At 39.6% G+C, this 24,139-nt stretch carries 13 protein-coding genes and 2 pseudogenes; 6 read left to right on the top strand and 9 right to left on the bottom strand.

Annotation, left to right across the window (positions count from 1 at the left end):
- Positions 1-647: 647 nt before the first annotated feature.
- Together V7K79_RS08045 and V7K79_RS08040 are read right to left on the bottom strand one after the other, a co-directional pair.
- Positions 648-1,772: a hybrid sensor histidine kinase/response regulator gene (locus V7K79_RS08045; RefSeq protein WP_335046376.1), complete on the bottom strand. Its 1,125-nt coding sequence runs from the start codon at positions 1,770-1,772 to the stop codon at positions 648-650.
- Between the two features lie 16 nt (positions 1,773-1,788).
- Positions 1,789-3,139, bottom strand: a pseudogene (locus tag V7K79_RS08040) (ATP-binding response regulator).
- Between the two features lie 1,255 nt (positions 3,140-4,394).
- Between V7K79_RS08040 and V7K79_RS08035 the strand changes: the two are divergent.
- Positions 4,395-5,117, top strand: a complete 723-nt coding sequence (locus tag V7K79_RS08035; RefSeq protein WP_104908003.1) for a response regulator transcription factor — start codon at positions 4,395-4,397, stop codon at positions 5,115-5,117.
- Positions 5,118-5,268: 151 nt separating this feature from the next.
- Here the strand turns inward: V7K79_RS08035 and V7K79_RS08030 are convergent, their stop codons facing one another.
- The gene (locus V7K79_RS08030; protein WP_335046372.1) at positions 5,269-6,633 is read right to left on the bottom strand and encodes a lipid-A-disaccharide synthase-related protein; all 1,365 of its coding nucleotides are present in this window, start codon (positions 6,631-6,633) and stop codon (positions 5,269-5,271) included.
- Between the two features lie 139 nt (positions 6,634-6,772).
- Here V7K79_RS08030 and V7K79_RS08025 point away from each other — a divergent pair, with 139 nt between their 5' ends.
- The 3 genes from V7K79_RS08025 to V7K79_RS08015 all read left to right on the top strand — a co-directional run bounded on the left by V7K79_RS08025 (position 6,773) and on the right by V7K79_RS08015 (position 14,348).
- Positions 6,773-8,848: an outer membrane protein assembly factor gene (locus tag V7K79_RS08025; protein ID WP_335046370.1), complete on the top strand. Its 2,076-nt coding sequence runs from the start codon at positions 6,773-6,775 to the stop codon at positions 8,846-8,848.
- A 972-nt stretch (positions 8,849-9,820) separates the two neighbouring features.
- Positions 9,821-12,055, top strand: a complete 2,235-nt coding sequence (locus V7K79_RS08020) for a hypothetical protein (RefSeq protein WP_335046368.1) — start codon at positions 9,821-9,823, stop codon at positions 12,053-12,055.
- A 13-nt stretch (positions 12,056-12,068) separates the two neighbouring features.
- Positions 12,069-14,348 carry a COG1470 family protein gene (locus tag V7K79_RS08015; RefSeq protein WP_335046366.1) on the top strand — a complete coding sequence of 760 codons (2,280 nt, stop codon included), beginning with the start codon at positions 12,069-12,071 and terminating at the stop codon, positions 14,346-14,348.
- Between the two features lie 360 nt (positions 14,349-14,708).
- On the opposite strand, the gene V7K79_RS08010 is transcribed toward V7K79_RS08015, so the two are convergent.
- Complete coding sequence (locus V7K79_RS08010) at positions 14,709-15,911, bottom strand: FtsW/RodA/SpoVE family cell cycle protein (RefSeq protein ID WP_335046364.1); 1,203 nt, start codon at positions 15,909-15,911, stop codon at positions 14,709-14,711.
- Positions 15,912-16,295: 384 nt separating this feature from the next.
- On the opposite strand from V7K79_RS08010, the gene V7K79_RS08005 reads away from it, so the two are divergent.
- A complete protein-coding gene (locus tag V7K79_RS08005; protein WP_335046361.1) occupies positions 16,296-16,793 on the top strand; it encodes a hypothetical protein in 498 nt (165 codons plus the stop codon).
- 118 nt (positions 16,794-16,911) lie between these two features.
- Here V7K79_RS08005 and V7K79_RS08000 read toward each other — a convergent pair whose 3' ends face one another.
- The 4 genes and pseudogenes from V7K79_RS08000 to V7K79_RS07985 form a co-directional block, all read right to left on the bottom strand.
- A complete protein-coding gene (locus tag V7K79_RS08000; RefSeq protein ID WP_094349821.1) occupies positions 16,912-17,118 on the bottom strand; it encodes a phycobilisome linker polypeptide in 207 nt (68 codons plus the stop codon).
- Positions 17,119-17,340: 222 nt separating this feature from the next.
- Positions 17,341-17,829 carry an allophycocyanin subunit beta gene (gene apcB, locus V7K79_RS07995; RefSeq protein ID WP_104908010.1) on the bottom strand — a complete coding sequence of 163 codons (489 nt, stop codon included), beginning with the start codon at positions 17,827-17,829 and terminating at the stop codon, positions 17,341-17,343.
- 65 nt (positions 17,830-17,894) lie between these two features.
- Positions 17,895-18,383, bottom strand: a complete 489-nt coding sequence (gene apcA, locus V7K79_RS07990; RefSeq protein WP_104908011.1) for an allophycocyanin subunit alpha — start codon at positions 18,381-18,383, stop codon at positions 17,895-17,897.
- 398 nt (positions 18,384-18,781) lie between these two features.
- Positions 18,782-22,081: pseudogene (locus tag V7K79_RS07985) on the bottom strand (phycobilisome rod-core linker polypeptide); the annotation flags it as partial.
- Between the two features lie 530 nt (positions 22,082-22,611).
- Between V7K79_RS07985 and V7K79_RS07980 the strand changes: the two are divergent.
- Complete coding sequence (locus tag V7K79_RS07980) at positions 22,612-23,142, top strand: hypothetical protein (RefSeq protein WP_335046356.1); 531 nt, start codon at positions 22,612-22,614, stop codon at positions 23,140-23,142.
- A 143-nt stretch (positions 23,143-23,285) separates the two neighbouring features.
- Here V7K79_RS07980 and V7K79_RS07975 read toward each other — a convergent pair whose 3' ends face one another.
- Complete coding sequence (locus V7K79_RS07975; RefSeq protein ID WP_335046354.1) at positions 23,286-24,020, bottom strand: 2-phosphosulfolactate phosphatase; 735 nt, start codon at positions 24,018-24,020, stop codon at positions 23,286-23,288.
- Between the last annotated feature and the right edge of the window lie 119 nt (positions 24,021-24,139).

Below are 24,139 nucleotides of genomic sequence, written 5' to 3'. Positions count from 1 at the left end.
ACTGGGGTATCCCTTTGATATCTATTGACTCAAATAATCAGAGAACATTACAAGAAAACGGTCTGTATTTTAGTTTACTCTATAATCCTTTTTAACCGCTGTCCATGTCCATCCTATTAAAAGTTGAGGGTGGACATGGACAGTTGTCAATAATCAAAAAACTATAAGTATCTAAATTTTTATAAAAAAGACCCTGGGTTATGATTCCAGGGTGCATACACGTTTTTCAGGCATTAATAGGTTGAATAATAACTTTGTAAAATAGTTATTTCTACTCTCTATAGAATGATACAAAAATAGAATTTAGTTATTCTAGTCTCTCAATACATCTACCGTTGGGAGTATGCAAATATTCGCAGAGGCAAATATATCTCAAGTCCGGTTAATTACTTATAATTACCGCATTTAGTGCAACAATCCTAAAAGCCTCTTTCCCCCTATCCTCTGCGAGCTAAATCATAAGTTTTTAATCGGATATAATATTATCCGGCAATTTTTGATTGGATTAACCTTTAAATGGTGACTGTAATTAATTTATATAATTTAAGCTAATTTAATTTTTGTTGGTAACATAAAACAGACATCAAAAATTAAATGTAATTTCTTGGGAGATATGCTCAAAATAATCTGTGGTGAAGGGAAATAACTTAAGTATTTTTAGGTAATTTCATGGTAAATAAACTGCCTTTACCTAGTTCAGAAGCTACTTTGATAGTTCCTGCGTGCCCTTCTATAATGCGATGGGATAAATGTAGTCCTAAACCACTACCTGAACGTTTATTTCTGCCTTGGCGGAATCGCTCGAAAATTGTTGCCTGATCTTCTGGTACAATTCCATATCCTGTATCTTGTACCTCAATTATTACTGAATCTATATTTCCTGAATTAGATGATGTTTCATAAATGCGGATTGTTATACCTCCTGTATCTGTAAATTTGATAGCATTTGCAATCAGGTTGTTTAAAACTCGTCGTAATTCTAAGCGATCGCCCATAATAACAGCAGCTTTTTGACTCAGTGGATCTAATTTATGGGTATCAATTTCCAGAGTCAAGCCTTTTTCATTGGTTAGAGGACTTAGTTCGCTCACTACTTCTTGAAATATCTCACGTAAATCGCATTCCTCCCAATTCAACGTTTTTTTACCTGCCTCGAAGCGATATACTTCTAATAAAGTGTTGACCATTTCCATCAAATTTTGGTTACTACGAATCATTACTGCGATCGCCTGTTTCATTTCTGGTGAAATTTTGCAGAATATTTCCATTTCAAACAAATTCAACATGCGATCGGCGGCTACCAGGGGAGTTCGCAAATCATGAGTTAGACGGGAAACAAAGTCTTCCCGTTGGCGGGCCATTTTTTGTTGTTCGTCCAAACTGTGCTTAAGACGTAATAGCGATCGCACTCTTGCCAGTAGTTCATCAGTATCAAATGGTTTACGAATAAAATCGTCAGCACCTGCATCCAAACCTTCGACAACGCTGGATTGGTGAAAGGCAGTAATCAACAAAATTGGAATATAAGAGATTGCGGGGTTATTCCGAATCCGACGTGTGACTTCATAGCCATCTATCCCCGGCATCATTACATCTAACAGAATCAGATCAGGTGGAGATTGCTCAATTTGGCGTAAAGCCTTTATTCCATCTGAAGCCAAATCAATTTTATACCCCTCGCTTTCTAAAATTGCTTGAACCAATATGAGATTATCTTGAGTGTCGTCAACTGCTAAAATACGATCAATTTTATTATTTTCAACTACAGACATGATTTATAAATTCTTATCAGTTTTGTTGGAAGTAATTTTTAAATTTAGGATATTCTATTGGTGCTTTCCTGGCTTGATGATATGACTGATGAGTAATTTTGTACAGGATAAAAAAAATCGTCATTATCCAACTGTGAAGCTGGAGTATTGGCTGCTACTGTTGGTAATCTAATTTGACGTGGTAATTCAATTTTAAACATTGAACCTACCCCCAATTTACTTTCAAGAAATATTTTACCACCCATCATTCGCACTAGCGAATCTATGATTGCCAAACCTAAACCTGTACCTGGATATTTCCGAGTGATAGTTTGATCGATTTGTCGAAATGCCTCAAAAATGTGTTTAAAATCTTTGGGAGCTATGCCAATACCTGTATCTTGAACGATAATTACTACTCGATTTGTAGGTAGTTCCTTAACCTCAACCCAAATTTCACCAGACTCTGTAAATTTAATGGCGTTGGAGAGAAGGTTAGTTAAAATCTGTTTGACACGAACCGGATCGTTAAATACTAAAGGATTTTGCAAATTGTTTTGTACTAACAATGAAATATTTTTAGCCTCAGCTAAAGAATGCATTTCATTTATAACGAGATTAATTACTTTTAATACATCAAAAATTTCCGCCTTTAAATCTAATTTTCCTCCCTCCAGCTTGGAAAAGTCGAGAACTTCATTGAGTAGCATCAGCAAATGCTTACCATTATTAAAAATGCGCTCAACCATATCTGTTTGCTGATGTGTTAGTTGACAAAATTTAGGACGCAGCAGTATTTGCGAAAAACCAATAATCGCATTCATCGGCGTTCTAAGTTCGTGCGACATAGTTGCCAAAAAAAGCGATTTTAAGCGTGATGCCTCTAATAGTTTGAAGTTTTGTATTTGAATCTGTTGCTGTTGTCTCTCTAATTCTTGGTTTTTACAAATGAGTTGTTCATGACTTTCTCTGAGCTGCTGGTTTGCCCAATCTACCTGCATCTCCGCTCGATAAATCCGAATTGCACTCCGCAAGACCTGCAACAAAGTTTCTGAGGATATTGTAGACTTAGAAAGATAGTCTGTAGCACCAGCTTTCAATAATTGGAGAGTAATTTTTTCATCTCCCTGACCAGTTAGGATTACTAAAGGAACTTTAATTTCTGAAGAACGTAGCTGTTGAATCCAAGTTAATGCATCCTGCTTTAGTAAGCGATAATCAAGAAAAACACAATCGTAGGTAGTAGTGCTTAAGACAGATAATGCATCATTTCCATCGCCTACTTCTGACAGTTCTATCTGAACACCTGCTGTAGTCAGTGCAGAACGGATTGCTATCCGGTCTATTTTATCATCGTCTACAACCAAAATTTTCAGCGTCTCTTCCATCGGTTTTTATTTTCGCCGCCAAACATAGGTCGATCCATAACATTTCACTTTTCAAATTATCCAACTAAAGAATATAAGATTTTTGGACATCTAAAATTTCTAATTTGATTGACTAAGGTATTTTGCATAATCTTTACTTTCATACATGGTTAAAATTCATTACATCAATTTCATCATCCTCCATTAGTAGTATCTTAATCACTCTTTCGGAGTTTTTCTTTGGTTAAATTCAGTCTGTTTTATCTTCAATCTGGTTAATTTCTTAGACTCTGGGAACTAAATTCCAAGCAAATGACCAATATTCCTCAAAAAATTAGTAATTAACAAGCAGACACAGTTTATATAAAGTAAAATAAAATACTTTACCAAACTTAAAACAATTATAAATGAGTAAGTAAGCCACCGTCGTCAGTCATTGGTGAGAGTTGTATAGCATTATCGTGTACCATAAGCTTGAATAGTTTTATTTATCAGGTTAGTTAGACCAAATAAATAATAAAAGTACTATCTCTACCTATTTGTGAATCTGAAGTAATTTTATCTCCTGAAATTTCGATAATTTTCTTAGCGATCGCCAGACCTACGCTAGTATTTTTACAGATATACTAAAATTATATGTTCGCTAAATTAATAACTTTTATATTGAAGAAAGACCCCGACAAAAGTTAGGCAAAAATTTAAAACCTAAAAAGAGAGATTTGCACAGAAGGTTGATATTCTATGATGTAGAAAGTCAGACGAATAAGTTCGTCACCAAAAGCTACAAAATACTTTGCTGTTGGCGATTACAGCAAATTTTAACTCTGCCTGATTATTTTCGATGAATATTTCTATTGGCTCTATCAATCGGATAAATCCAAAGGTTTGGTTAAAAATCGCTCTAAACATCATTCACTTGCTCGTAAAACAACTTATTACAGGGTGTATCTTTTTCATTTTGTAAGCTTTTTTAAAGTCCGATCCCAAATAATACTAGTTAATGAATGGAATATGGCAACTCCAAACTGAATTGTCAGCAAGGAGAAGTAATTTGGCATTCGTTTCAATATTTCATACTTTTTGTGTAAGTATCTATATATCTTCAGCTAGATTTGTCCTCTATCTAAATATAAAAATTTGGGATATTATTATTTCTATCGGTGGATGCAGACAAGTTGAAATATCATCTATCTTTAGTTTGGGAAAATTAAGAGATAATAGATACAAAAGCTAATACTTTGTAAAGATGCCAAACAGCGCAAGAGTGAGTGCAATGATGAATGAAATTAGTATTATTTTAATTGAAGATCATGACTTAACGCGAATGGGGCTACGAGCAGCATTACAGTCTCATAGTGCATTGAAAGTAATTGGCGAAGCAGCAAATGCTACCCAAGGATTAAAACTTTTAGAAACGGCAAAGCCAGATGTAGCGGTAGTAGATATCGGCTTGCCTGACATGGATGGCATCGAACTCACTCGTAAATTCAAACGCTCCCAGGCTGAAAATGGGCAATCTACTACGAAGATTCTTATTTTGACAATGGATCATACAGAGGATGCTGTACTTGCAGCTTTTGCAGCTGGAGCTGATTCTTATTACATGAAAGAAACTAGCATTAGTAAATTAACTGAGGCAATTCAAGCAACTCACGGCGGTAACTCTTGGATTGATCCGGCAATTGCCAACGTCGTGTTGCGGAAGATGCGCCAGGGTATTCCTGGAGAAAGCCAAGGTTCTGACAAACCGAAAACTGTAAAAATTGAGGCGCTGGCGACAGAATACGAGCAAGTTTTGGAAACATACCCTCTGACTCAACGAGAACTGGAAATTCTAGAGTTGATTGTAGCTGGGTGTAGTAATGGTCAAATTGCCGAGAAACTCTACATTACAGTTGGTACTGTAAAAACCCATGTTCGTAATATTCTAAATAAACTATGTGCTGATGATCGTACCCAAGCTGCGGTAAGGGCCTTACGTTCAGGATTGGTGGCGTGAGGAATTAAGGACAAGGAAGAGATGGGGAGATAAGGAGATAAGGAGAATAACTCCTTACTTCTAACTCCTAACTCCTAACTTAGCACTGGCTCAACGCCTCAAAGAAAGTTAACAGCACTCAGCACTCAACACTGTTTTGCCCAATACTCCATTATCCCAATCTTTCCCGCAAGCAATTAGCAATACGTAATGCTGCCCCCGGTTTGCCCATACGTCGCTCACCATTTTCAGCAATAATTTGTAAATTATCAGGGTTTTTAAATAGGGATTGTACAACCTTCGCTACTTCTACGGGTTGATCGATTAAAATTAAAGACGATCCGAGAAGACGACTTTGAGATTCAGCAAAGCCAGGGTTATATTGTGGTCCATTACCGGGAATCGCGATCGCAGGTTTGCCTAAACCAATAAATTGTTCTGTGGCTGTACCTGCCATTGCGATCGCTAAATCTCCCAAATGCAAGCAATCATTATAAGCTTTTTGTGTCAACAACAAATAAGCATTTCTCTGTTTAAATGTCAATACATTTGGATCGCGAAGTTTAATAGGAGATGCTGATTCGGCGCGCCAGCCTTGGGATTGCATGCTTTGAGATAAAATATTAAAGTCTAAACCAGGAGCGATCGCACCTAAAAACACTACTTTGTTAGAAGTATAGAAGATTGAATCTCGCTGTTGAAAACTTGCCATCAATGCAGATACGGCAATCATAATTGTTTCCCAGTTCGTGTAAGCTTCTGGCGCACGAGAACCAGGAAGCAGAGTCACTACAAACGGTCGAACTGTCTCTTGCTGTTGGCTATTCTGACTATAAAATTGTTGGCGTGAAAACATCGACTCTAGACCATCCATCATCGGATTACCGAAAGAAAAAGCTGGAATTGGCCATTGTTTTAATATTTGCGCCGTCAGCTCATCTCTAGGGAACACTGCCTTACAACGGCGACGACTCATTAACCAACGTTCCCAAGGATGGTAAACTGAACCAGAAAAGTTTTCCCAACCTGCGTCTTTAGATTTCCGTGGTAATAATCCAGCTTCATCTCGCACATAATATTCAGATTTTGCCGTACCGACAAAAGCATAATTAGCGCCACTGAATGTTGCAAACAATAAGGGGATAATATCTCCCACTGCTAAGATTGCTCTTTTATTACCTAGTTTTTTTTGAGAACTCACCCAACGGCGGATAGCTTTAATTTGGCTGAGGGTAAGTTGCAATAAACCACCGCGTACATCCCGCGCTAATTGGCGACCATCCATATAAATAAAGCCGCCAGAAGGCATATTCAGGACTGAACCGATAAAGGGGATATCCAACTGTTCATAAGCACGTCCTTCACCCACCAGAGGTAAAGCAAATATCTCTGGTGGGTTTGGTTGTCGTTGAAGTTCTTGCAAAATCCGAACTGCAATCATATCTTCCCCATGACCATTACTTAATACAAGTAACCGCAAAGGAGAAGTTGCAGATTGAGAGTTAGATGCTAGAGATGACCGAGATACATTACTCATAAGAAACAAAATATCAAAATTAACTGTCTGTTTGGGTAAGAGGTATAAATAGGGAAATCGACGAAGAAGCTGGAAGTTAGTATTATCCCTATTCGCTAGCGTCTCTACAACTAACTCCCAGTTAATTAGGTTAAATATTATGCGAGTTTCTGCTACTGCAATTTTTACTTTAGCTACTTTAGCTACTGGCAATGTTACTCAGCAAGCAACGGCTGCACCTGCTAAAACCGTTACTCCAACTACAAAAGCTGGTAACTTGGTAGTGCCAATAATTGAACACACTCCCGCACGAGTAGAGACAATTGCTTCCCCAGAAACTATAGTTGCACAACAATTTTCTCAAAAACCCGTCGCCGTACAAACAGGTGCAAATAAGAATTCCCCAGTAGTTTTAAAATCAGTAGATAATGGGAATTCATCAGTAATACTCGCTCCCACTCCCTCTTTTTCTCCTTCATCCCCCAACACTCCCGCGACTGAAAGCAATTTAGTCGTCACAGCTACAAATGTAGAAGTGGTGGGAGCCAATCAAGAATTACAGCAAATCATTCGTCAGGTAATTAAAACCCAGGTGGGTGGAGAAACTAGTCAAAGCCAGCTACAAAAAGATGTAACAGCAATTTTAAATACAGGTTTATTTAGCAATGTCAGTGTGAATAGCTTTAGCACCCAAGCGGGATTGAATGTAGTATACCAAGTCCAACCAGTGATTGTACAATCGCTGCAATTATCTGGTGCTAAGGTACTTACCTATCAAGTCGCTCAACAACGTTTGCAATCTCAGATTGGAACCACCATTAGTCCCAGTGGACTGCAACAAGCAGTAGCACAAATTAACAAGTGGTACGCCGACAATGGTTATAACTTAGGACGAGTGTTATCAATTAAACCCACTTCTCAAGGCATTCTCACTGTGAATGTTGCTGAAGGTTTGGTGAATGATATCAAATTTCGTTTTATCAACGATGAAGGCAAAACCGTTGACAGCAAAGGTAATTCTGTCGGAGGACGCACCAAACCAGATTTTATCCAACAACAACTCAAGTTGAAACCCGGTCAAATCTTCCAAGAAAATGTCGTTAAACAAGACATTCAACAGCTATATCGTACTGGTTTATTTGAAACTGTGAATGTTGCTTTGGAAGGAGATGCGACAAAACTTGATTTAGTCTACCAACTTAAAGAAACTGGGGCGCGTGGTGTTAACTTGGGTGGTAGTTACAATGCCGATCAAGGTTTAGTAGGCACAATCAGTTATCAAGATCAGAATGTCGGTGGTGTTAATGATACTTTAGGTGTGAATGTTGGGGTAAGTAGCCGAGACTTGCAGTTTAATACCAAATTTACCAGTCCTTATCGGACAACTAACCCCGATCGCTTGGGCTACACTGTAAATGGTTTTCGTAGTCAGGAACTTTCGGAAACCTTTGATGACAAGATTACCTTAGCTAATGGTGACAAAGTACGAGAAGGTCAAATTGGCGGTGGTGTTAGCTTGCAGCAACCAATTGATGACTGGAATACTTCATTAGGATTAAATTATACCCGAACTAGTATTCGCGATCGCCAAGGTAATATTACCCCAACCGACGCTCAGGGCAATCCCCTCTCTACCAGTGGAACTGGTATTGATGACTTAACTACCGTATCCTTTATCGCCACCAAAGACCAACGAGATAACCCGATTAATCCAACTCAAGGTTCTGTTTTGAGTCTGAGTACAGAACAATCTATACCCATTGGTGAAGGGAATATTTCTCTAAATCGCCTCAAAGCCAATTACAGCCAATATTTACCAGTACAGTTATTTAATAGCAAACAGCCACAAGTATTTGCGATGAATGTGCAAGCTGGTACTGTCATCGGGAATTTACCGCCTTACGAAAGCTTTAACTTGGGTGGTTCTAACTCGGTACGCGGTTACGATTCTGGAGAAGTTGGTAGTGGTCGCAGTTACGTATTAGCTTCCGCAGAATATCGTTTTCCTGTCTTACCAATCGTAGGCGGTGTATTATTTGCCGACTTCGCCTCAGATTTAGGCTCTGGTGATACTGTATTAGGAGATCCAGCAGGTGTAAGGGATAAACCAGGTTATGGTTTTGGTTATGGGGCGGGAGTGCGATTAAATTCACCACTAGGCTTAATTCGGGCTGACTATGGTATTAACGATCAGGGAGAAAGCAAAGTGCATCTAGGTATAGGTCAGCGATTTTAATTTAAGTTAAAGCATTACTCAAAAGTTATATCCAGAAATTAAATATACGTTATCTAGACACCCTTGTGCAGACGTAGCAGTGCTATCTCTCTAAATTCTTTTTCACTCATACAGGACTCCTATTTTATTTTTGAACAAGACTCAATACGTATTTATCCCTGTTACCTATCCACGTAGGTAAATTCAGAAATAAAACCGGATTCTTATATATTAGCGATCGCCATTCTGTTCAAAATCCAAGATTTTCCGTAGTCAAAGTTTCATAAGAGTTCGTTCATATTATTTGCTTATATGAGATAATTTCCTCTTAATTGTTCAACATTGAGAAAATTAGCTCAATTTTCGTATGCAACAACTATTAACCCATAGTGTGGAGCATTAGGTATGGAAATGGTGGGTGGAGTTTTAAGAATAGATTTTGGGCGACGCACCCTAATATCGTTAATTGGCATAATTGGTGAAGAGTTTTTATAAATGGCTGGAATTGTGATTTTTATTGATACGCTGCTAGCTTATCTTAGTAGCTTGAAAGAAAGCATTCAACTGAAAATCTATATATCTGAAAAGTAATATCAAGTATACGCTTTCCAACTTTACGTGCATCTGGACGCAGAGCGATAAAATTTTGTAGCTTGCCGTTAGCATTCGCGGAGCGTTCTGTAGGAAAGCTTTGCGAACGCCTAATGTCTCGTCAAGAAGGTATCGCATGAAGTGCTATATTCTCGGCTGACTGTTGTCGGAATACTTTTGGTGACAGTATCCCAACTGATAAATGCGTGTTGATAATGCTATTAATTATACTTTTATGTATTGATGTATGATTTCGCAGTCTTGTTCAAAAATCAAATAAGAGCCTTATATATACACATTTAAATCATTAAAGAAAAATAGTTACTGTGACGTTTTCGTGAGACATTAATTTTTTAATAGTGTTAATCATCCAGAATATCAAAAAATATTATAAGTAATGGTATGGAAAAAAGTGTTATAAATGCCAGCCTTTCTACCCAGAACCTAACTTTTCGTCCAGGTGATACTCCTGTATCATTTGAGGTAACTGTCAATAATGACAGCGATCGCTTCGTCAATTTTCAGATAGAAATTACCGCAGCCGGAGAAATCCGCAACACAGGATATCGCTGGTATAGACTTGAACCAGAGATAGCGGCAGCCAAGCCACCAGGCAGTAGTACCATCTTTCAAGTTTTTGTATTTAATACACCAATTCCAGGATTTGTTGGTACTGTCAACTTGATGGTAAATATTTTTTCACCGCAATTAGCACAACAGTCCAGACTTGTGCTGCGCCTGAAAATAGAGCGAGACAACAGACCAACACATTTAAGTGTAGAATTGCCTGTACGAGAGTTCCAAGTTTATCCCCGCAATTCTGTCGATATACCAGTCCGGGTGCGGAACTTGGGGCAACAACCAACTGAGGTAATGCTACGTTTTACAGGCGTCGAGCCGTCTTGGCTGGCTGGCAGTGCAGAACGCCGATTATCCTTAGATCCAGGTGGTTTAGCAGAAGCTACATTCCAATGCCAACCTTCTTCTGTTGTACAAGCGCCCAGTCAAAATTATCCTTTTACTATTGAAGCTGTTAGCAATAATGGTTATCCAACTAATACTGGAGGCAACATTGAAGTTTTACCTGTAGGTTTTATAGACTTTAGTATCACAGAAAAACACTTGAAAATTCCTAGCAAATCGGCATGGTTGCCTGACTGGAAATCTGATACAGCTTCCTTTGAATTACTATTTAAAAATGCTAGCAATCTCAACCAGCAAATTAATGTGCAGGTACAGGGTAGAGACTGGCGAAAATGTAGTTTTAAAAAACTTCCTGAAACCGCCAATCTCCATTTAGGAGAGACAAGTAAAGTTATCCTCGAAGTTAAAACAAAACGCCCTTGGGTGGGAATCGGTAAAACTTTGTTGCTGGAGGCTAAATCAGAATTATCCGACCAACGTTTAGGAAGTACAGACCCAGCCACGCAGACATTAGAAGTAAAGACTCTGCCAATTATACCTTTATGGCTACAATTGGCTGCGATCGCACTATTAGCCGCACTCCTAGCATTAATCCTCCAACCAAGAGGTGTAATGCATACTCGTTCTGTCAACTCAGTGCGTTTTAGTGGTATTGGTTTATCTGTGATCAGTGGGTCAGATGATTGTACTTTAAGACTTTGGAGAATCGGTAGTGATAGTCTAGACCCCGATGATACAGTAAGATACGCTGGGCAGCCCCTTGCTTGCGACCAAGCACAACAGCCCAAAGGCTTGATGGCCATTACCGATGACGCTGTACAAGTCTTGCGCTTCATGCCATTACAAAATAATCGTGCTGCTGTTGGTTTAGATAATGGTGTAATTGAACTTAGAGATGTTCCTTCAGGTGCAAAGATTAGCCAACTTCAAGACCTTAAAGATCCAAAAGCAAAAGGCGATCGCGTTTTTGACCTAGCTTTCACCTCAAACTCACTTAACTTATTTAGTGGGTATGGCAGTGGTAAAGTGAGACTATGGTCAAGACCAGCACCTAACAGCGATTTTCTGCCAGAACCGCAAGTTATTGACGTGCAAAGTAGATTGAAACTCTCAGGTTTCCAAGTCCGGGCATTAAATCTTAGCCCAGATGCAAAAACTTTAGTAATTGCTGGAAACTTTAAGCGTTTTATATTGTGGCAGTGGAATCAAACTCAATCTGATAAACAATCGTCAAGTTTATCAGTACAAAATCTAGAAAAGTTAGACCCATTAGTTGGGCCTGAAGACTTTATTTGGGGATTAGCTTTTGTTCCTAACTCAACCGGAAAAATTCTTGCAACTTCTGATTCTGCGGGATTTATTACGATTTGGGATTTAAATCAGTGCCAAACTATCAAAAATCCGAATCCGCTAGAAAAAGTCAATGAACTTAATTGTTTACAACTAGACCGTTGGTCAGCATCAAAAACATCTGTGCGGACTCTAGCATTTAGTGAAGATGGTAGTCTCTTAGTAAGTGGTGGCGATGATGGACGAGTCGTAGTTTGGTACTTAACTCCCGAACATAAGCTTGACAAAACAAGAGCAGCAGAAGGTACAACAATTTACCAAAGTTCTAAAAAAATCAATAGTATCGACTTGAAAACTAACCAAGGAACCATGATTGTGAGTGGTGGTGAAGATTTTCAAGTCAAACTACATCGTATCAAATAAGGGAATCAATGACATGCAAGCTAAATTCAATCCACTGCAAGTTATTATCAACCCACCTGGAATTCAATTTGGGATGCCAGGAGATACGATTGAACTCTATATCGTTGCAATCAATCAGGGAGATCAAAGTGCAGTTATTGACTTATATTTTGTTTTTGACGAAGTATTTCAAAATTTAATCGGCTGGTCTAGTTCTCCTAGAGAAAGTTTAGCATTAGCTCCAGGGCAAAATAGTGACGAAGTAAGATTTGAGTTTCAAATCACCGCAAATGCTCTTCCAGGAACCTATGACTATACACTAGTGGTAGATTCTCCTCTACATTATCCACAAGATACTCCCATAACTTTCGCAAACCAAATTAAGGTTCTGATAAAAGAACAGACCGCAATTCGGGTAAACGACCCGACATTTTCCATTAGACCTAACACCAACCCTAATAAACCGTTAATTTTCAATCCTAGTGAACCTCTGCAAGTAGAGGTAATAGTTGATAATCGTTCTTCTCTCGTAGATAGATTCCGCTTAAGTTGTCCAGATTTAGATGATGACTGGTTCACAATTAATTATCCTACAACTGGATTTGAGGGTCCAGGATTAGTGTCTGATGTGGCTGCACTAGAACTCAATCCTGGTACTCAAGGTCAAATATTGTTGAAATTTCACCCACCTGGAGATACCCTTGCGGGAAGCTATTCGCCGACAATCCGCTTGTATTCAGAAAACTCTCCAGACTTAGTACTGCTGGATTTGGTATATATCCAAATTCCGACAAATTATCGCTTAGATATAGAACTTAATACCATCCTGGGACAAGTTAGCCGTAGTCTTGGCAAGTACGAGTTATCACTGGCTAACCAGGGCAATATTGTCCGTGAACTGATATTAAACTTAAAAAGTAGAGACGAAGAAGAACTATATACTTACAAATTTGATCCTACTGAAGTAAGATTATTACCTACTAGAAGTGCTGTCGCCAATTTGACGGTCAAACCCAAACCTTGGTGGCGACGACCGTGGTTTGGTGCAGGGCTAATGGTCAACTTTCAACTCAACATCAAAGACCAACAAAATTTCCCCCTACCGAACACACTGCCTCAAGGAACTTTGGTATGGAAACCCCGTCCTTGGTGGCAATTTATTCTATTGATTTTGGCAGTTTTAGGATTATTGGGAGGGATAGGATTTATCATTTGGCGAATTTTAAACCCCGATCCTTTGAGATTAGAAAATTTTCATGCAAATGACTCTCAAATTACTGAAGGTGATGAGGTAGCTTTAAACTGGGATATTCACCACTATAAACAGTTACAAAAGTTGGTATTAACGGCAAAAGGTTCACAACCAATTCAGCCTATTACTTATGACTTTACCAATGGCATTCCTGACACGCTGGGTAAAGGAAGCGCTAATCAAATACCTCCTTGTCAGGTGCAAGAAAAACAAGAGCTAATTTGTAGCAATGTTAAAACTGGAGTCAAAACAAAAGGAAATTATACTTTTGAGTTACAAGCCTTTTATAAAAATGGAATACAGTTATTTTCTCGAATAAATCAAACACCACCCCAGCCTATTCAAGTAGAAATAGTTGAGAAACAAATTGCCGAAATTATTAATTTTCAGGCAGATAAACCACAGTATACAAAAGGTCAAAATATTCTTTTAAGTTGGTCAATTGCACGTCCATTCCTGCTGGCACAAGTACAAATTTCTGGCAGTGCAGATGATGGTACATCTTATAGCAAACCAGTTACCTACAAATTTAATCAAGGCAATATTACAGACCCCAAACTTAAAAACCTATGTACACAACAAAATCAACAACTGCAATGTAAAAATATTCCTTTACCAGCAAATAAAGTAGGAAATTTTGCATTTGAAATTAAAGCTGTTTCTAACAATGGGAGCGGCAAAATTAGTTCTAAAAAAGCTGACTCAAAAATTACAATATTACCCAAACCATTTAAAATTGTTTATTTCAAAATCAACGGTAGCGAGCAACCAAATTTGGTTCTCAATGAAGGGACATCTGCTATTCTGAGTTGGAGAGTAGAGGGAGAAAATATTCAGGTTAAACTTTTACCATATGGCAATGATATTCCAGCAATTGGTTCAATGAAGTTTCCAGTCAATCAAGCCTTCCCCCCTCAAATCGGACTGCTAGTCAATGATATATCTGGTAAGCAACAACCCCAGCAAAGAGGATTTGCAATCACAGTTATCAAAAAAGTAGAGCCTACTCCTATACCTAGCATTAAACCAATTCTACCTACTCTGCCACCTAGCAATAACTAATTCAAGATTCCTTTGCTCTAATGTAAGGCTGTCTTGAAAATACAGAAGTGTGGACGGATAATACCGTCCATCGACTTTAGTAACTCACATTCCGCCCTTTAAACTGGCACATCAGGTAATTAACACGAAGCAACAGGAATCATAGCGATCGCCACTAAATATCTTCTCAAAAATTTAGATTATGATGTAAGCTTATGAATAAATATGCTCAGGTTAAGACTTAATCTTGCTCAAGACTCTTTAAAAAGTCTTATCTATAATATAGAATATCCTTTGATCGCCAAAAAGTTTTCTGATTAAGTGCTTTTGGAAAATGCGATGAGGAAACTGTAAAAGGATGCCGTTCTATCTCTTGAGAGATCAATCCCTGGTTTTATAAAAAGCCCGACGTCTGCGCCCATTTTCAAGCAGAGATTTTCTCAACGGTACTACTTCAGCCTCACTACTCTCACGTGCTACCCGAATCAACAACCCAGTAGCTATTAAGCTGGCAATCATAGAATTACCACCATAACTAAACATGGGCAAAGGTAAACCAGTAGTTGGTAGAGAACCTGTTGCAACACCGATGTGGAGCAATGATTGTCCTACCATCAAAATTGTCACACCGATCGCTACTAATCTATGTACTATATTTTTAGCCTTCAGTGCCACAATTAATCCCAAAGTGGCGAATGTAGCCAAAAGTACTAACAACACCATACTGCCAACAAAGCCAAATTCTTCAGCGAACACTGCAAAAATAAAATCGGTATCTTGAATTGGTAAATAAAACAGCTTTTGTTGAGAAAGCCCATATCCTGCTCCCCAAGTTTTACCAGAACCCACAGCTAGTAAACTTTGCACTAACTGGTAGCCATCTCCTGTAGCATCCGCCCAAGGATTGAGGAATGACATCACCCGTTTACGCTGATACTCTTTGATGCTAATACTGAGAACTGCCAACATTACTCCACCAATTGCTGTCCCTCCCAGGTACTTGTAAGGTAAGCCAGCAGCTAAAGCAATTAGCCAGATAGTCATGCCGCAAAGTGCGGTTGTACTCAAGTTAGGCTGGGCAAGAATTCCTAAAAGTACTAGACCAAAAATACCCAACCAAGCCAAGCGAATCCGCCAACTAATTCGTTCCCACTGACCAAAAAGCCGCGCACTTTGCAACACCAAAAAGGGTTTAATTAACTCTGAAGGTTGAATCGGAATTGGCCCAATCGCAATCCAACGCGCTGCATCAAAAGCCTTTTTTCCTAATCCTGGAATCAGTGTGACAAAAATTAACCCCAAAAACAGAAATAAAAACCAATGGGATAGTCCCAAAATTTTCTGCAACGGCGAATTAACAATAATATTGAATCCAATTAAGGAAACTAAAACCCAAAGCAGTTGACGTTTAAAGTAATACAACCCATCATTCTGACGGGCATCAGCGACAGGATATGATGCTGAAAATAGCATTATCAAGCCAACGAACAGCCAAATCAACGTTAACCAGCGCAATAACCGCGCTTCTAATGCCCAGTTGGAGACTGAACTATCAAAAATTGGAATTAGGCGGCGTAGATTCACGATCGGTACAGGTAAAAAGTTAGAAATTAGAAATAAAACTCATAAATCATAACTTATAACTTATAAGTAGGCTTTACAACCATAAATATTAAAGTTGTCAACTTTAATACACTGCTAGATCAATGTTTCTAACAAATTGCGTTGGCTATACCCCTACAATACCAGCAAGCTATGCGTAGCGTCTTGTAAAGAAGGCATCATTAATCTGCAATTAAAAAGCATTTTGATACTCAGTAATTAACATAGTCATGACTTAATCTGAATATTTATCTGAAACATAGTACATATACGTAAGTATACAAAAAATATATGTATTATAAAAGCTAATTATATACTTTTCATAGAAATTGATAACCCTTGTACTAATCTAGGTGCAGCATAATTATGTCAAGACGTATTTTCTTAGCAAATCCAGATATTGATGTTCATATTCCTAACTATATTGAAGAAGCAATTGAGTACATTAAAAAAGAAGGAGAGGACTATATTACTTGGAGTGCAGGTAAGGTCAAGTCAATTGAGGTTGGAGATAAAGCCTACTTGAAAAAAACTGGAAAAGGGAAACGTGGTTTCATTGCGGCAGGGTATGTAATCAAGACTGAACCTGGTGAACATCGCTTGAATAAACTTTCTCAATATAATAATTACTCTGATGCTTATACTCAACATTTCTTTGGAAACTGTTCTACTGTATCAATAAGGCTTGATGAGGTTGTGAGTCTTGATAGTCCTTTAGAAGATAGCTATTTACTACAATTATCAAGTATGCAAGGGGTCAATCTTGTTAGGTACGGAAGTGGCCAAGAACTAGGTTCTCAGTACGAAGCTGCCCTAGATGCTGAGTGGAAAAAGTACTTTAAGAAGGTTAACAAGCTTGATTGAGAGTACCTTGTTTCTATATTACTTAATTACCAGATTTTTTGTAGTATCAATTCTCAACAAAAAAGAGGTCTTTCTCGACCTCTTACCAATTCTCTAAAATAATATTCTATTTACAGAATTACGACAAGCCAGTATTAGCGCCTTGCTTACCAGTTGCCAGTTCTACCTTAATAATTGTGCCACCTGCTTTTTGAATGCGTTGCTGTTCGCGGAACCAGTTTTCATAAGGAACTAGCTTAGTGAAGTAAGTGTTTTGCAGTTCACGTTGGGTACGAATTCGGGTTTGGCTGGGAACTAGAGCAGTAATTTTAAACAAACGGGACATATTTTGAAAATCTCCTGTATACCTCGTGAAAACTTTTTTATCTCAAAATCTTGAGTGCAAATCTTTTAATTATTCAAAGGCTGGAAATCAAACATCAATACTAGACCACCAACACTCATCAGTGATAATTTATCAAGATAAGCAATATAACGTTCTAGCACTCACGGTTGATTTCCAGACCTTAATAAAGCCGCACCTAAATTCTTAAGCGCAAACTAGTTCTTAGCTTAAGCCAGAGGAGATATAGTCTAAGTAAACGCCCATTTCCTTACCAGCATCAGAACCTACCAAACTGGCAGTTACTTCCTTGATTGCTTGGATAGCTTGTACGGTAGCACCGACAGGAACACCTAAAGAGTTATAGGTTTCTTTCAAGCCATTTAGTACACGCTCATCTAGGATGGAAGGATCGCCAGCCAACATAGCGTAGGTAGCATAGCGGAGGTAATAGTCCAAATCACGGATGCAAGCAGCGTAGCGGCGGGTGGTGTACATATTGCCGCCGGGACGGGTGATGTCAGAGTATAGCAAAGATTTTGCTACAGCTTCTTTAACGATCGCAGCAGCGTTAGCGCTGATGGTGCTAGCTGCACGTACCCGCAGTTCACCAGTGGAAAAATAGCCTTTTAGCTTTTCTAAAGCAGAAGAGTCTAGATATTTACCTTGAACGTCTGCGGAGTTAATGACAGCGGTGATTGCGTCTTGAGCCATGTTGTTAATTCCTTATTTCCAACCGTATTGCAATACTTCTGTTTAAATAGGTAAACAGCTTTACCCTATCCTAGAAGGGCACCAACTAGGTAGTCGAAGTAGCCAGCAGCTTCACTAGCGTCATCACCAGAGAGCAGTGAGGCAGAGCTATTCTTTAGCCCACGGATACCTTCAGCAACACCATCGATAGGAGTTCCCAAGGACTTGTACAGTTCACGGGCACCAATAACACCAATTTCTTCGATGGGGGTAACATCACCAGCAACGATACCGTAGGTAACGAGGCGGAGGTAATAATCTAGGTCACGCAGGCAAGTAGCAGTCAATTCTTGACCGTAAGCGTTACCACCAGGAGACACAACATCAGGACGCTTTTGGAACAGTTGATCGCCAGCTTGCTTAACGAGCCGTTCGCGGTTTTCTGACAAAACTTGAGCAATCCGCACCCGGCGCTCACCACTTGTAACAAAGGACTTGATCCGATCTAACTCACCAGGGCTGAGGTAGCGAGCTTCTGCATCAGCATTCACGATAGCCTTCGTGACGATACTCATTAATGGATTCCTCCAATACTAATGAAACCAGGATTTGATTAAACTGGTGCGACTTTGAGTCTGGTTTACTGAGTTTGTTTTCTCATTCTATTAGACACAACGGTTTTACAACTGCTAAGGCTAATAAATTACGAGTTTGCTTGAGTCAACATAAGTACACATAGCTTTCAAACTCAGTTACCTTCCGCAAAACATTTTCCGGCATTCTGTTGAGCATTTATGACTGCTCTTAATACTTTGTAATATTACTTTTCAGAATTTACTGTTTTAACTGCAATCTGAGAGCGGTATTACGAAAGGTTCTGATGGTTACAGGGGACAGGTTACAGGGGATAGGGAACAGTAAATAATCTGTACTTTATTCCCTATTCCCTACTGCCTACTCCTTAATCTACCGCAACATTGCCGAGGTAGTTACCTGCTGGCAAAGATGGGAAGCGGTTGTAAGGTACAACATCTTCACCGAAGTAGCGGTTATATTCTGGACTTTCGACTATTGCTTCTACAGCGGCTGACAAACCACTATTGGTTAGCAAGTTGTTGTATTGGTCAATTTCTTCCTGAGTTGCGGGTGTACGCCCCAACAGGTGACGGAAGAGGAACTCAATGACCTTGGTATGAGGATAAGGTGATAAGAAGCGCTGGTGATAGATTTGAGAACTAGTTAGTTCACGCACAAACTCCCGCACGGAAATTTCACCATTTTGGAGTTTGCTATCTAAGTCAGTGCGACGGAAATGATCGGGCACTTCACCGCTAAATACATCCAACACTTGACGATAAATGGCATTGATTGCCTGTTGTTTTTCGGCTTGGTTAGTGTTTTCTGTTAGACGGTAAATACGTGCATGTTTACGCACACCCTCTTCCACGGATTGTCCGCTAGCATCGTTGTAGGAACGACCCAGTTCAGCAAAGGATGGCTGACCATTTGTTTGTGCTGCTATATCTGCGATCGCCTGTACCAAAAGCGGTGTATCAGTACTAACTCCGACACGAGTTTGTACTGGCTTAAAGCTTGGTACAACTACGTCATCGTTTTGCTTGGTCAGCTGGTTGTACAACTTCTCTGTATTCGGGAAGTTTGCCGCTGGGAGGGTCGGGAAGCGACGGTAAGGCACTGTATCTTCACCAAACACCTGGTTATATTCCACACTATCTACCAAAGCACCAATAAAGGCACGAATACCTTGAGTAGCCAAAATTTGGTTATACTTGCGGATTTCTGCTTGGTCTAGTGGCGCACGTCCCAAAAAGTGTTTGGTTCCCAACTCAATCACTTTGGTATTGGGGTAAGGTGTGTAGAACTCTTTCAGGTAGAGGTTAGAGTAACCCAAACCTTCAATAAATTCCTTGACACTAATTTCGCCATTCCCCAGCTTGCTTTCCCATTTGGTAAATTCGTTTTTGGCGATGTAGGGTGCAATATCCCGCTCAAATATCTGACGATACGCAGCGCTGATCAAAGTTTTGACTGCCACCTTGTCAGTAGTATTCGCCACCAATTTGAAGATTTTGGTCTGTTCCCGTTGCTTGCTGACACCTTGGTTGATGCGGAACTGAATATCTGGTTCTGACCGCTTTTCTGTCACTGTACCCAGTGTCACAAAACTCGGTGTTACTTCCTTCTGGATTTTTGCCGCAATATCATCACGAATGCTACCAACGCGCAATTGTCGCCCTGATACACCACCAGGAGTCAGATACCGTTCGTAAGGAATTGTATCTTCACCAAAGGCTTCGCTATATTCTACGCTGTTAATAATCGCATCAACTACCGCGTAAAAGCCCTGTTTAGAAGCGATATCAAAGTACTTGTTGATTTCTTGACGACCATAAGTTGGCCGACCCAACAAGCGACGGTGAATATACTCGATCGCTTTACAAACATACAGCGATGACCAGTACAGGCTGCGGAATACATCCGACTTAGCCAAAGCACGGATAAATTCCCGCACCGAGATGTCGCCATTTTCCAGCTTGATTTCTAATACCTTCGGGCGCTGACCTTCATAGACATCGCGACCGAAAACTTGCAGGTAAGCAGCTCTAATCACTGCTTGCGTGGAGCTTTCGGAGTATTTGACGCTAGAGCTTTTAGGAGCCTTTCTACCTCTAGTACCAGGTAGTTGGTCTAATTTGAACACCTTGGGTCCAAGGGTACCAGGAGCTTCACCCCGCGCCCTAGGATTACTATTTTGGTTATTAATCCCTGCTCCTTGGTGAATCAGGATGCGTTTGGTATCCTTGCTAAAAGGAGCCGGACTCGTACTGGGGTTGCGAGTTTCTTTCGGGAAAATCGCCCCAAACTGAATTTCCAAGGGGTCGTTACCAGAACCGTAGGGATGTTGATCTGGTAGCGGTTGCTCGTAAGCCGCAAATGTGGTAATGAACTGAGGTATCTTGCGGAAAGGCGCACTGTAATTAAACAGGTCTTGCTGCGGCCCCCAGTTGCGACATTCTTGTGCTTCTTGACCCAGACCCCGCAGGTAGGGTACTGTTTCTTCGCCAAAATAGTCGCTGTATTCAGCAGAATCTACTAAGGCATCTACTAAGGCTGGTAGACCACCATTAGAAATAATCGAGAAGTATTTTTGTACTTCTTCTCGGCTACTTGGACCCCGTCCGAGAATGTGACGGAAAGCTAGTTCGATGACTCGGCTGTTAATAAAAGGCTGGTAAAACTGTTTTTGGTAAAGGGGAGATTTAGTTAAACGACGGACAAACTCTTTCATTGAGATGTCGCCATTCTTCACCTTGGATTCTAGGTCAGATATAGACAAGCTATAAGCACGGCTAATGTCGCGCTCAAAGATTTGTCGATAGGCTGCTTTAACTACCTCATTTTTTTCGCTACTTGATAACCCAGTCTTCATCACAAACTTGGGACGCCGTTCTGCCGCATTAAAGTAAATTTGCGGCAATTCTAACCCTTGCTGGTCACTAGAAGGGCGTTGGCGAAGTTTATTTGAGGGTGTGGCTGCTTTGAATTCTGTTAACAAAACATCCATGTACTGAGACACAATTTCTGTACCCTCAGCATCATTGCGGAAAAATGAAAGTGACCCAGCTTTGATTTCCTGCAAAGCTACTAGCGTTGCTTCACCAGAGCAGGCATTTTCAATGATTTCCCGCAAACCCCTTGTATTCACCGCTATGATGTTGGGGTCGCCAGCAACGATCGCATAAGTAGCGTAGCGCAAGAACCAAGATAAATCCCGCAAGCTCTTGGCCATGTTGCTTGGGCCATATCGAGCAATGTTAATTGGTCTGAAACCTGGAGGTGTCGGACCACTGGGGGATGAGTTAAATATTGATCGTAAATTTTCTAGGAACCCGCCACGACTTTCAACGTAGGTTACAGTTCCCAGTTGCATCCCTTGTTGAACATTAGCACCGGCAACAGCACTAACAGGTACTATTTCTACTTCTTTAGGCTTTTCTAAAAAAGCCATTGGCGAACCACCAACAAAAATCCGGTTGGCAGCTCGAGATACGATAATCTCGGCATTTTCCGTCAGCCTCTGGGAAATTTCTAGACGCTTTGCACCAGATGCAAAATAGCTTGCCAGTTCACTTAATTCACCACTTCCCAAAAAGCGGTCTTGCTGCTCGGCTTGGGTAATTGTCGATACAGGTAGGGTTTGATATAGTTGCGGACGCGCAACCGAGGTTCCACCACTCGCCTTAACACTCATCGGATTTGTAAAACTCCCATCATAAGCGTTTATATGTTAAGTCTAGATTGTTTTGAGGCTTGACACATCGCTGTGTTTATGCTTTATGAGCTTGAGAGTATTGCCTGCAAAACTGCCAGTAAATTAACCCAGTAGCTTTTAGATTAAAACGTTTTGCGTTCTCAAGGCGGATTTATTAAGAAGTATGTACAACCTGTATCTTAAATGTCTCCAGTCTTAAAAGTGCATACTCCAATTTGTCTAAGATTGAGTCTAAGTTTTGTAACTAAGTAGTAGGTCAGAAACTGTTTACTGATTTAGTTTAGTTATTCATACGCATAAGCACTTCGCCTTTTCACAGGAAAAATTAGTAAAAATTAATACAATTAACCAAATTTATACTTAGAGAGATGACAGTGGCTATTAGTTGAGTTAAGTTATTTTTATTACTAAATAAATTTTATTTGCAATTGACAGCATACAGGAAGTAATTCTTAACTTGTGGTGGTTTAATCTGGAAATATTCAGTATTTGTATACAGGGGAAATACTATGCAAAAAAGTTCTAAATTTAACTACTTATTCAATGCTACTCTATCTGCGATCGCAGTTATTTTGGCTGTTACTCCTGCAAATGCGCTTCCAGAGCAAAACATCAACACCGTTGTAAAGTGGGCAAAGACTAGACCTCAATTACCAACTTTGAGATACAACAGCGAAGCCCACGGCTATGAGGGCACAAAAGGAAATTTATACTTTTATGCTGATGTCACTTCTGAAAATGGGACAGTGACTAAAGAAGGAATAACTGTTAGTGGTGATAAACGCCTCAAATTCACCACAAAAAATGCTAATGCAGTGAAACTGTTACAAAATATTTATAATTCTAATATTGCCAACGACTTTCATAAGTCTCGCTATATCAGCAAAGTTGGGCGTGACCAATTTTATCGTGGACAAAAGTTTGCTTACATCGCTGCTGAGGTACAAGGTGGGTCATCATTGCAGATGATTCCTTTAAATAAGTTGCAAGAGTTTATAGATAATGCAAAATATTGTCAAATCAATCAGTGCGACGTTTAATTAATTCGTAATTCGTAATTTTTGAGTTTAATTCTTTTTCTCTACGAAACGATACACAAAGCTTATACGTAGTGCTTTTTTTCAGTTAGGCTCTAAATCCACTTATTTAATAATCTTTTATTATAAATTACTATTTATTTTGATTAACTTTGTAACCTATAATTTATATAAGTATTGTCAGTAAATAAAGGCACGCAATCACTAATGTTGTAAGCAGCTGACAGTTCAACATCTGACTCAAAACCTTTTTCAATCAACTCTTTACCCGAACTGCATTTTTTCAAGTACCCTAATAAATCTTGCTGGAAAGCCTGAAATGTTGTCACAGCGACTTCGGCTTCTGGTGATAGACTGCCATTTAAATAACTGAGAATTGCCCCTGCACCAATCAAATCTTCAAATGCAGGGCGGAGGCTACCATCTTCTTTCCACCTCTCACCGGCAGGAATCACAGCGATTTTATCACCATACTTTTGAGCAAACTGTGCTACAGCTTGGCAATTTCGCAAGCAACCAGCCAAAGTTGGTGTACTCCCTGTATGTAAAGTCAGAAAAGAACCATTAGGTGAGGGTAAAACTAGTCTAGTTCCAGCAGGAATCTGAGTCACCGATTTTGGCGAGAGAGAATATCCAGTTGTAGTCCAACGTTGTCTATGACTTGCTAACTCTGCTTGTACTGATTTGGCATAATCTATGACAGATTCATCTCTCATTGCGTAGGGAAAAATTATCGCGCCGTTGTTAGTGGCAATTTCTACACAGGTAGAAAAAGAAAGAATGTCAACTATCACAATTACATCACTGATGGGAGCTAGTTGAGCAACTCCTTGTGACCCCCATTCACAGCGTAAATTAAACTCTGATTGGTTGTAAATCATTGGAGCGATCGCAAAAGACAATATTAGGACTTACGCATTGACAAAATAACAAAATAGTGAATTCATAAATAAGGGTCGTATACTTACAGGTATCGGACAATTAGAGAAATTACTAAACC

This window comes from Nostoc sp. (assembly GCF_036917575.1).
In the GTDB taxonomy this organism is placed as follows: Bacteria; Cyanobacteriota; Cyanobacteriia; order Cyanobacteriales; family Nostocaceae; genus Nostoc.
Note: the sequence above shows the minus strand (reverse complement) of the source record. Positions and strands in the feature narration are given on the sequence as shown.

Coding starts and splice junctions, on each gene's coding strand:
- V7K79_RS07975 (WP_335046354.1), bottom strand. CDS start 24,020: ATGATTTACAACCAATCAGAGTTTAATTTACGCTGTGAATGGGGGTCA.
- V7K79_RS08045 (WP_335046376.1), bottom strand. CDS start 1,772: ATGTCTGTAGTTGAAAATAATAAAATTGATCGTATTTTAGCAGTTGAC.
- V7K79_RS07980 (WP_335046356.1), top strand. CDS start 22,612: ATGCAAAAAAGTTCTAAATTTAACTACTTATTCAATGCTACTCTATCT.
- V7K79_RS08000 (WP_094349821.1), bottom strand. CDS start 17,118: ATGTCCCGTTTGTTTAAAATTACTGCTCTAGTTCCCAGCCAAACCCGA.
- apcB (WP_104908010.1), bottom strand. CDS start 17,829: ATGGCTCAAGACGCAATCACCGCTGTCATTAACTCCGCAGACGTTCAA.
- V7K79_RS08015 (WP_335046366.1), top strand. CDS start 12,069: ATGCAAGCTAAATTCAATCCACTGCAAGTTATTATCAACCCACCTGGA.
- V7K79_RS08005 (WP_335046361.1), top strand. CDS start 16,296: ATGTCAAGACGTATTTTCTTAGCAAATCCAGATATTGATGTTCATATT.
- V7K79_RS08030 (WP_335046372.1), bottom strand. CDS start 6,633: ATGAGTAATGTATCTCGGTCATCTCTAGCATCTAACTCTCAATCTGCA.
- V7K79_RS08025 (WP_335046370.1), top strand. CDS start 6,773: ATGCGAGTTTCTGCTACTGCAATTTTTACTTTAGCTACTTTAGCTACT.
- apcA (WP_104908011.1), bottom strand. CDS start 18,383: ATGAGTATCGTCACGAAGGCTATCGTGAATGCTGATGCAGAAGCTCGC.
- V7K79_RS08035 (WP_104908003.1), top strand. CDS start 4,395: ATGAATGAAATTAGTATTATTTTAATTGAAGATCATGACTTAACGCGA.
- V7K79_RS08020 (WP_335046368.1), top strand. CDS start 9,821: ATGGAAAAAAGTGTTATAAATGCCAGCCTTTCTACCCAGAACCTAACT.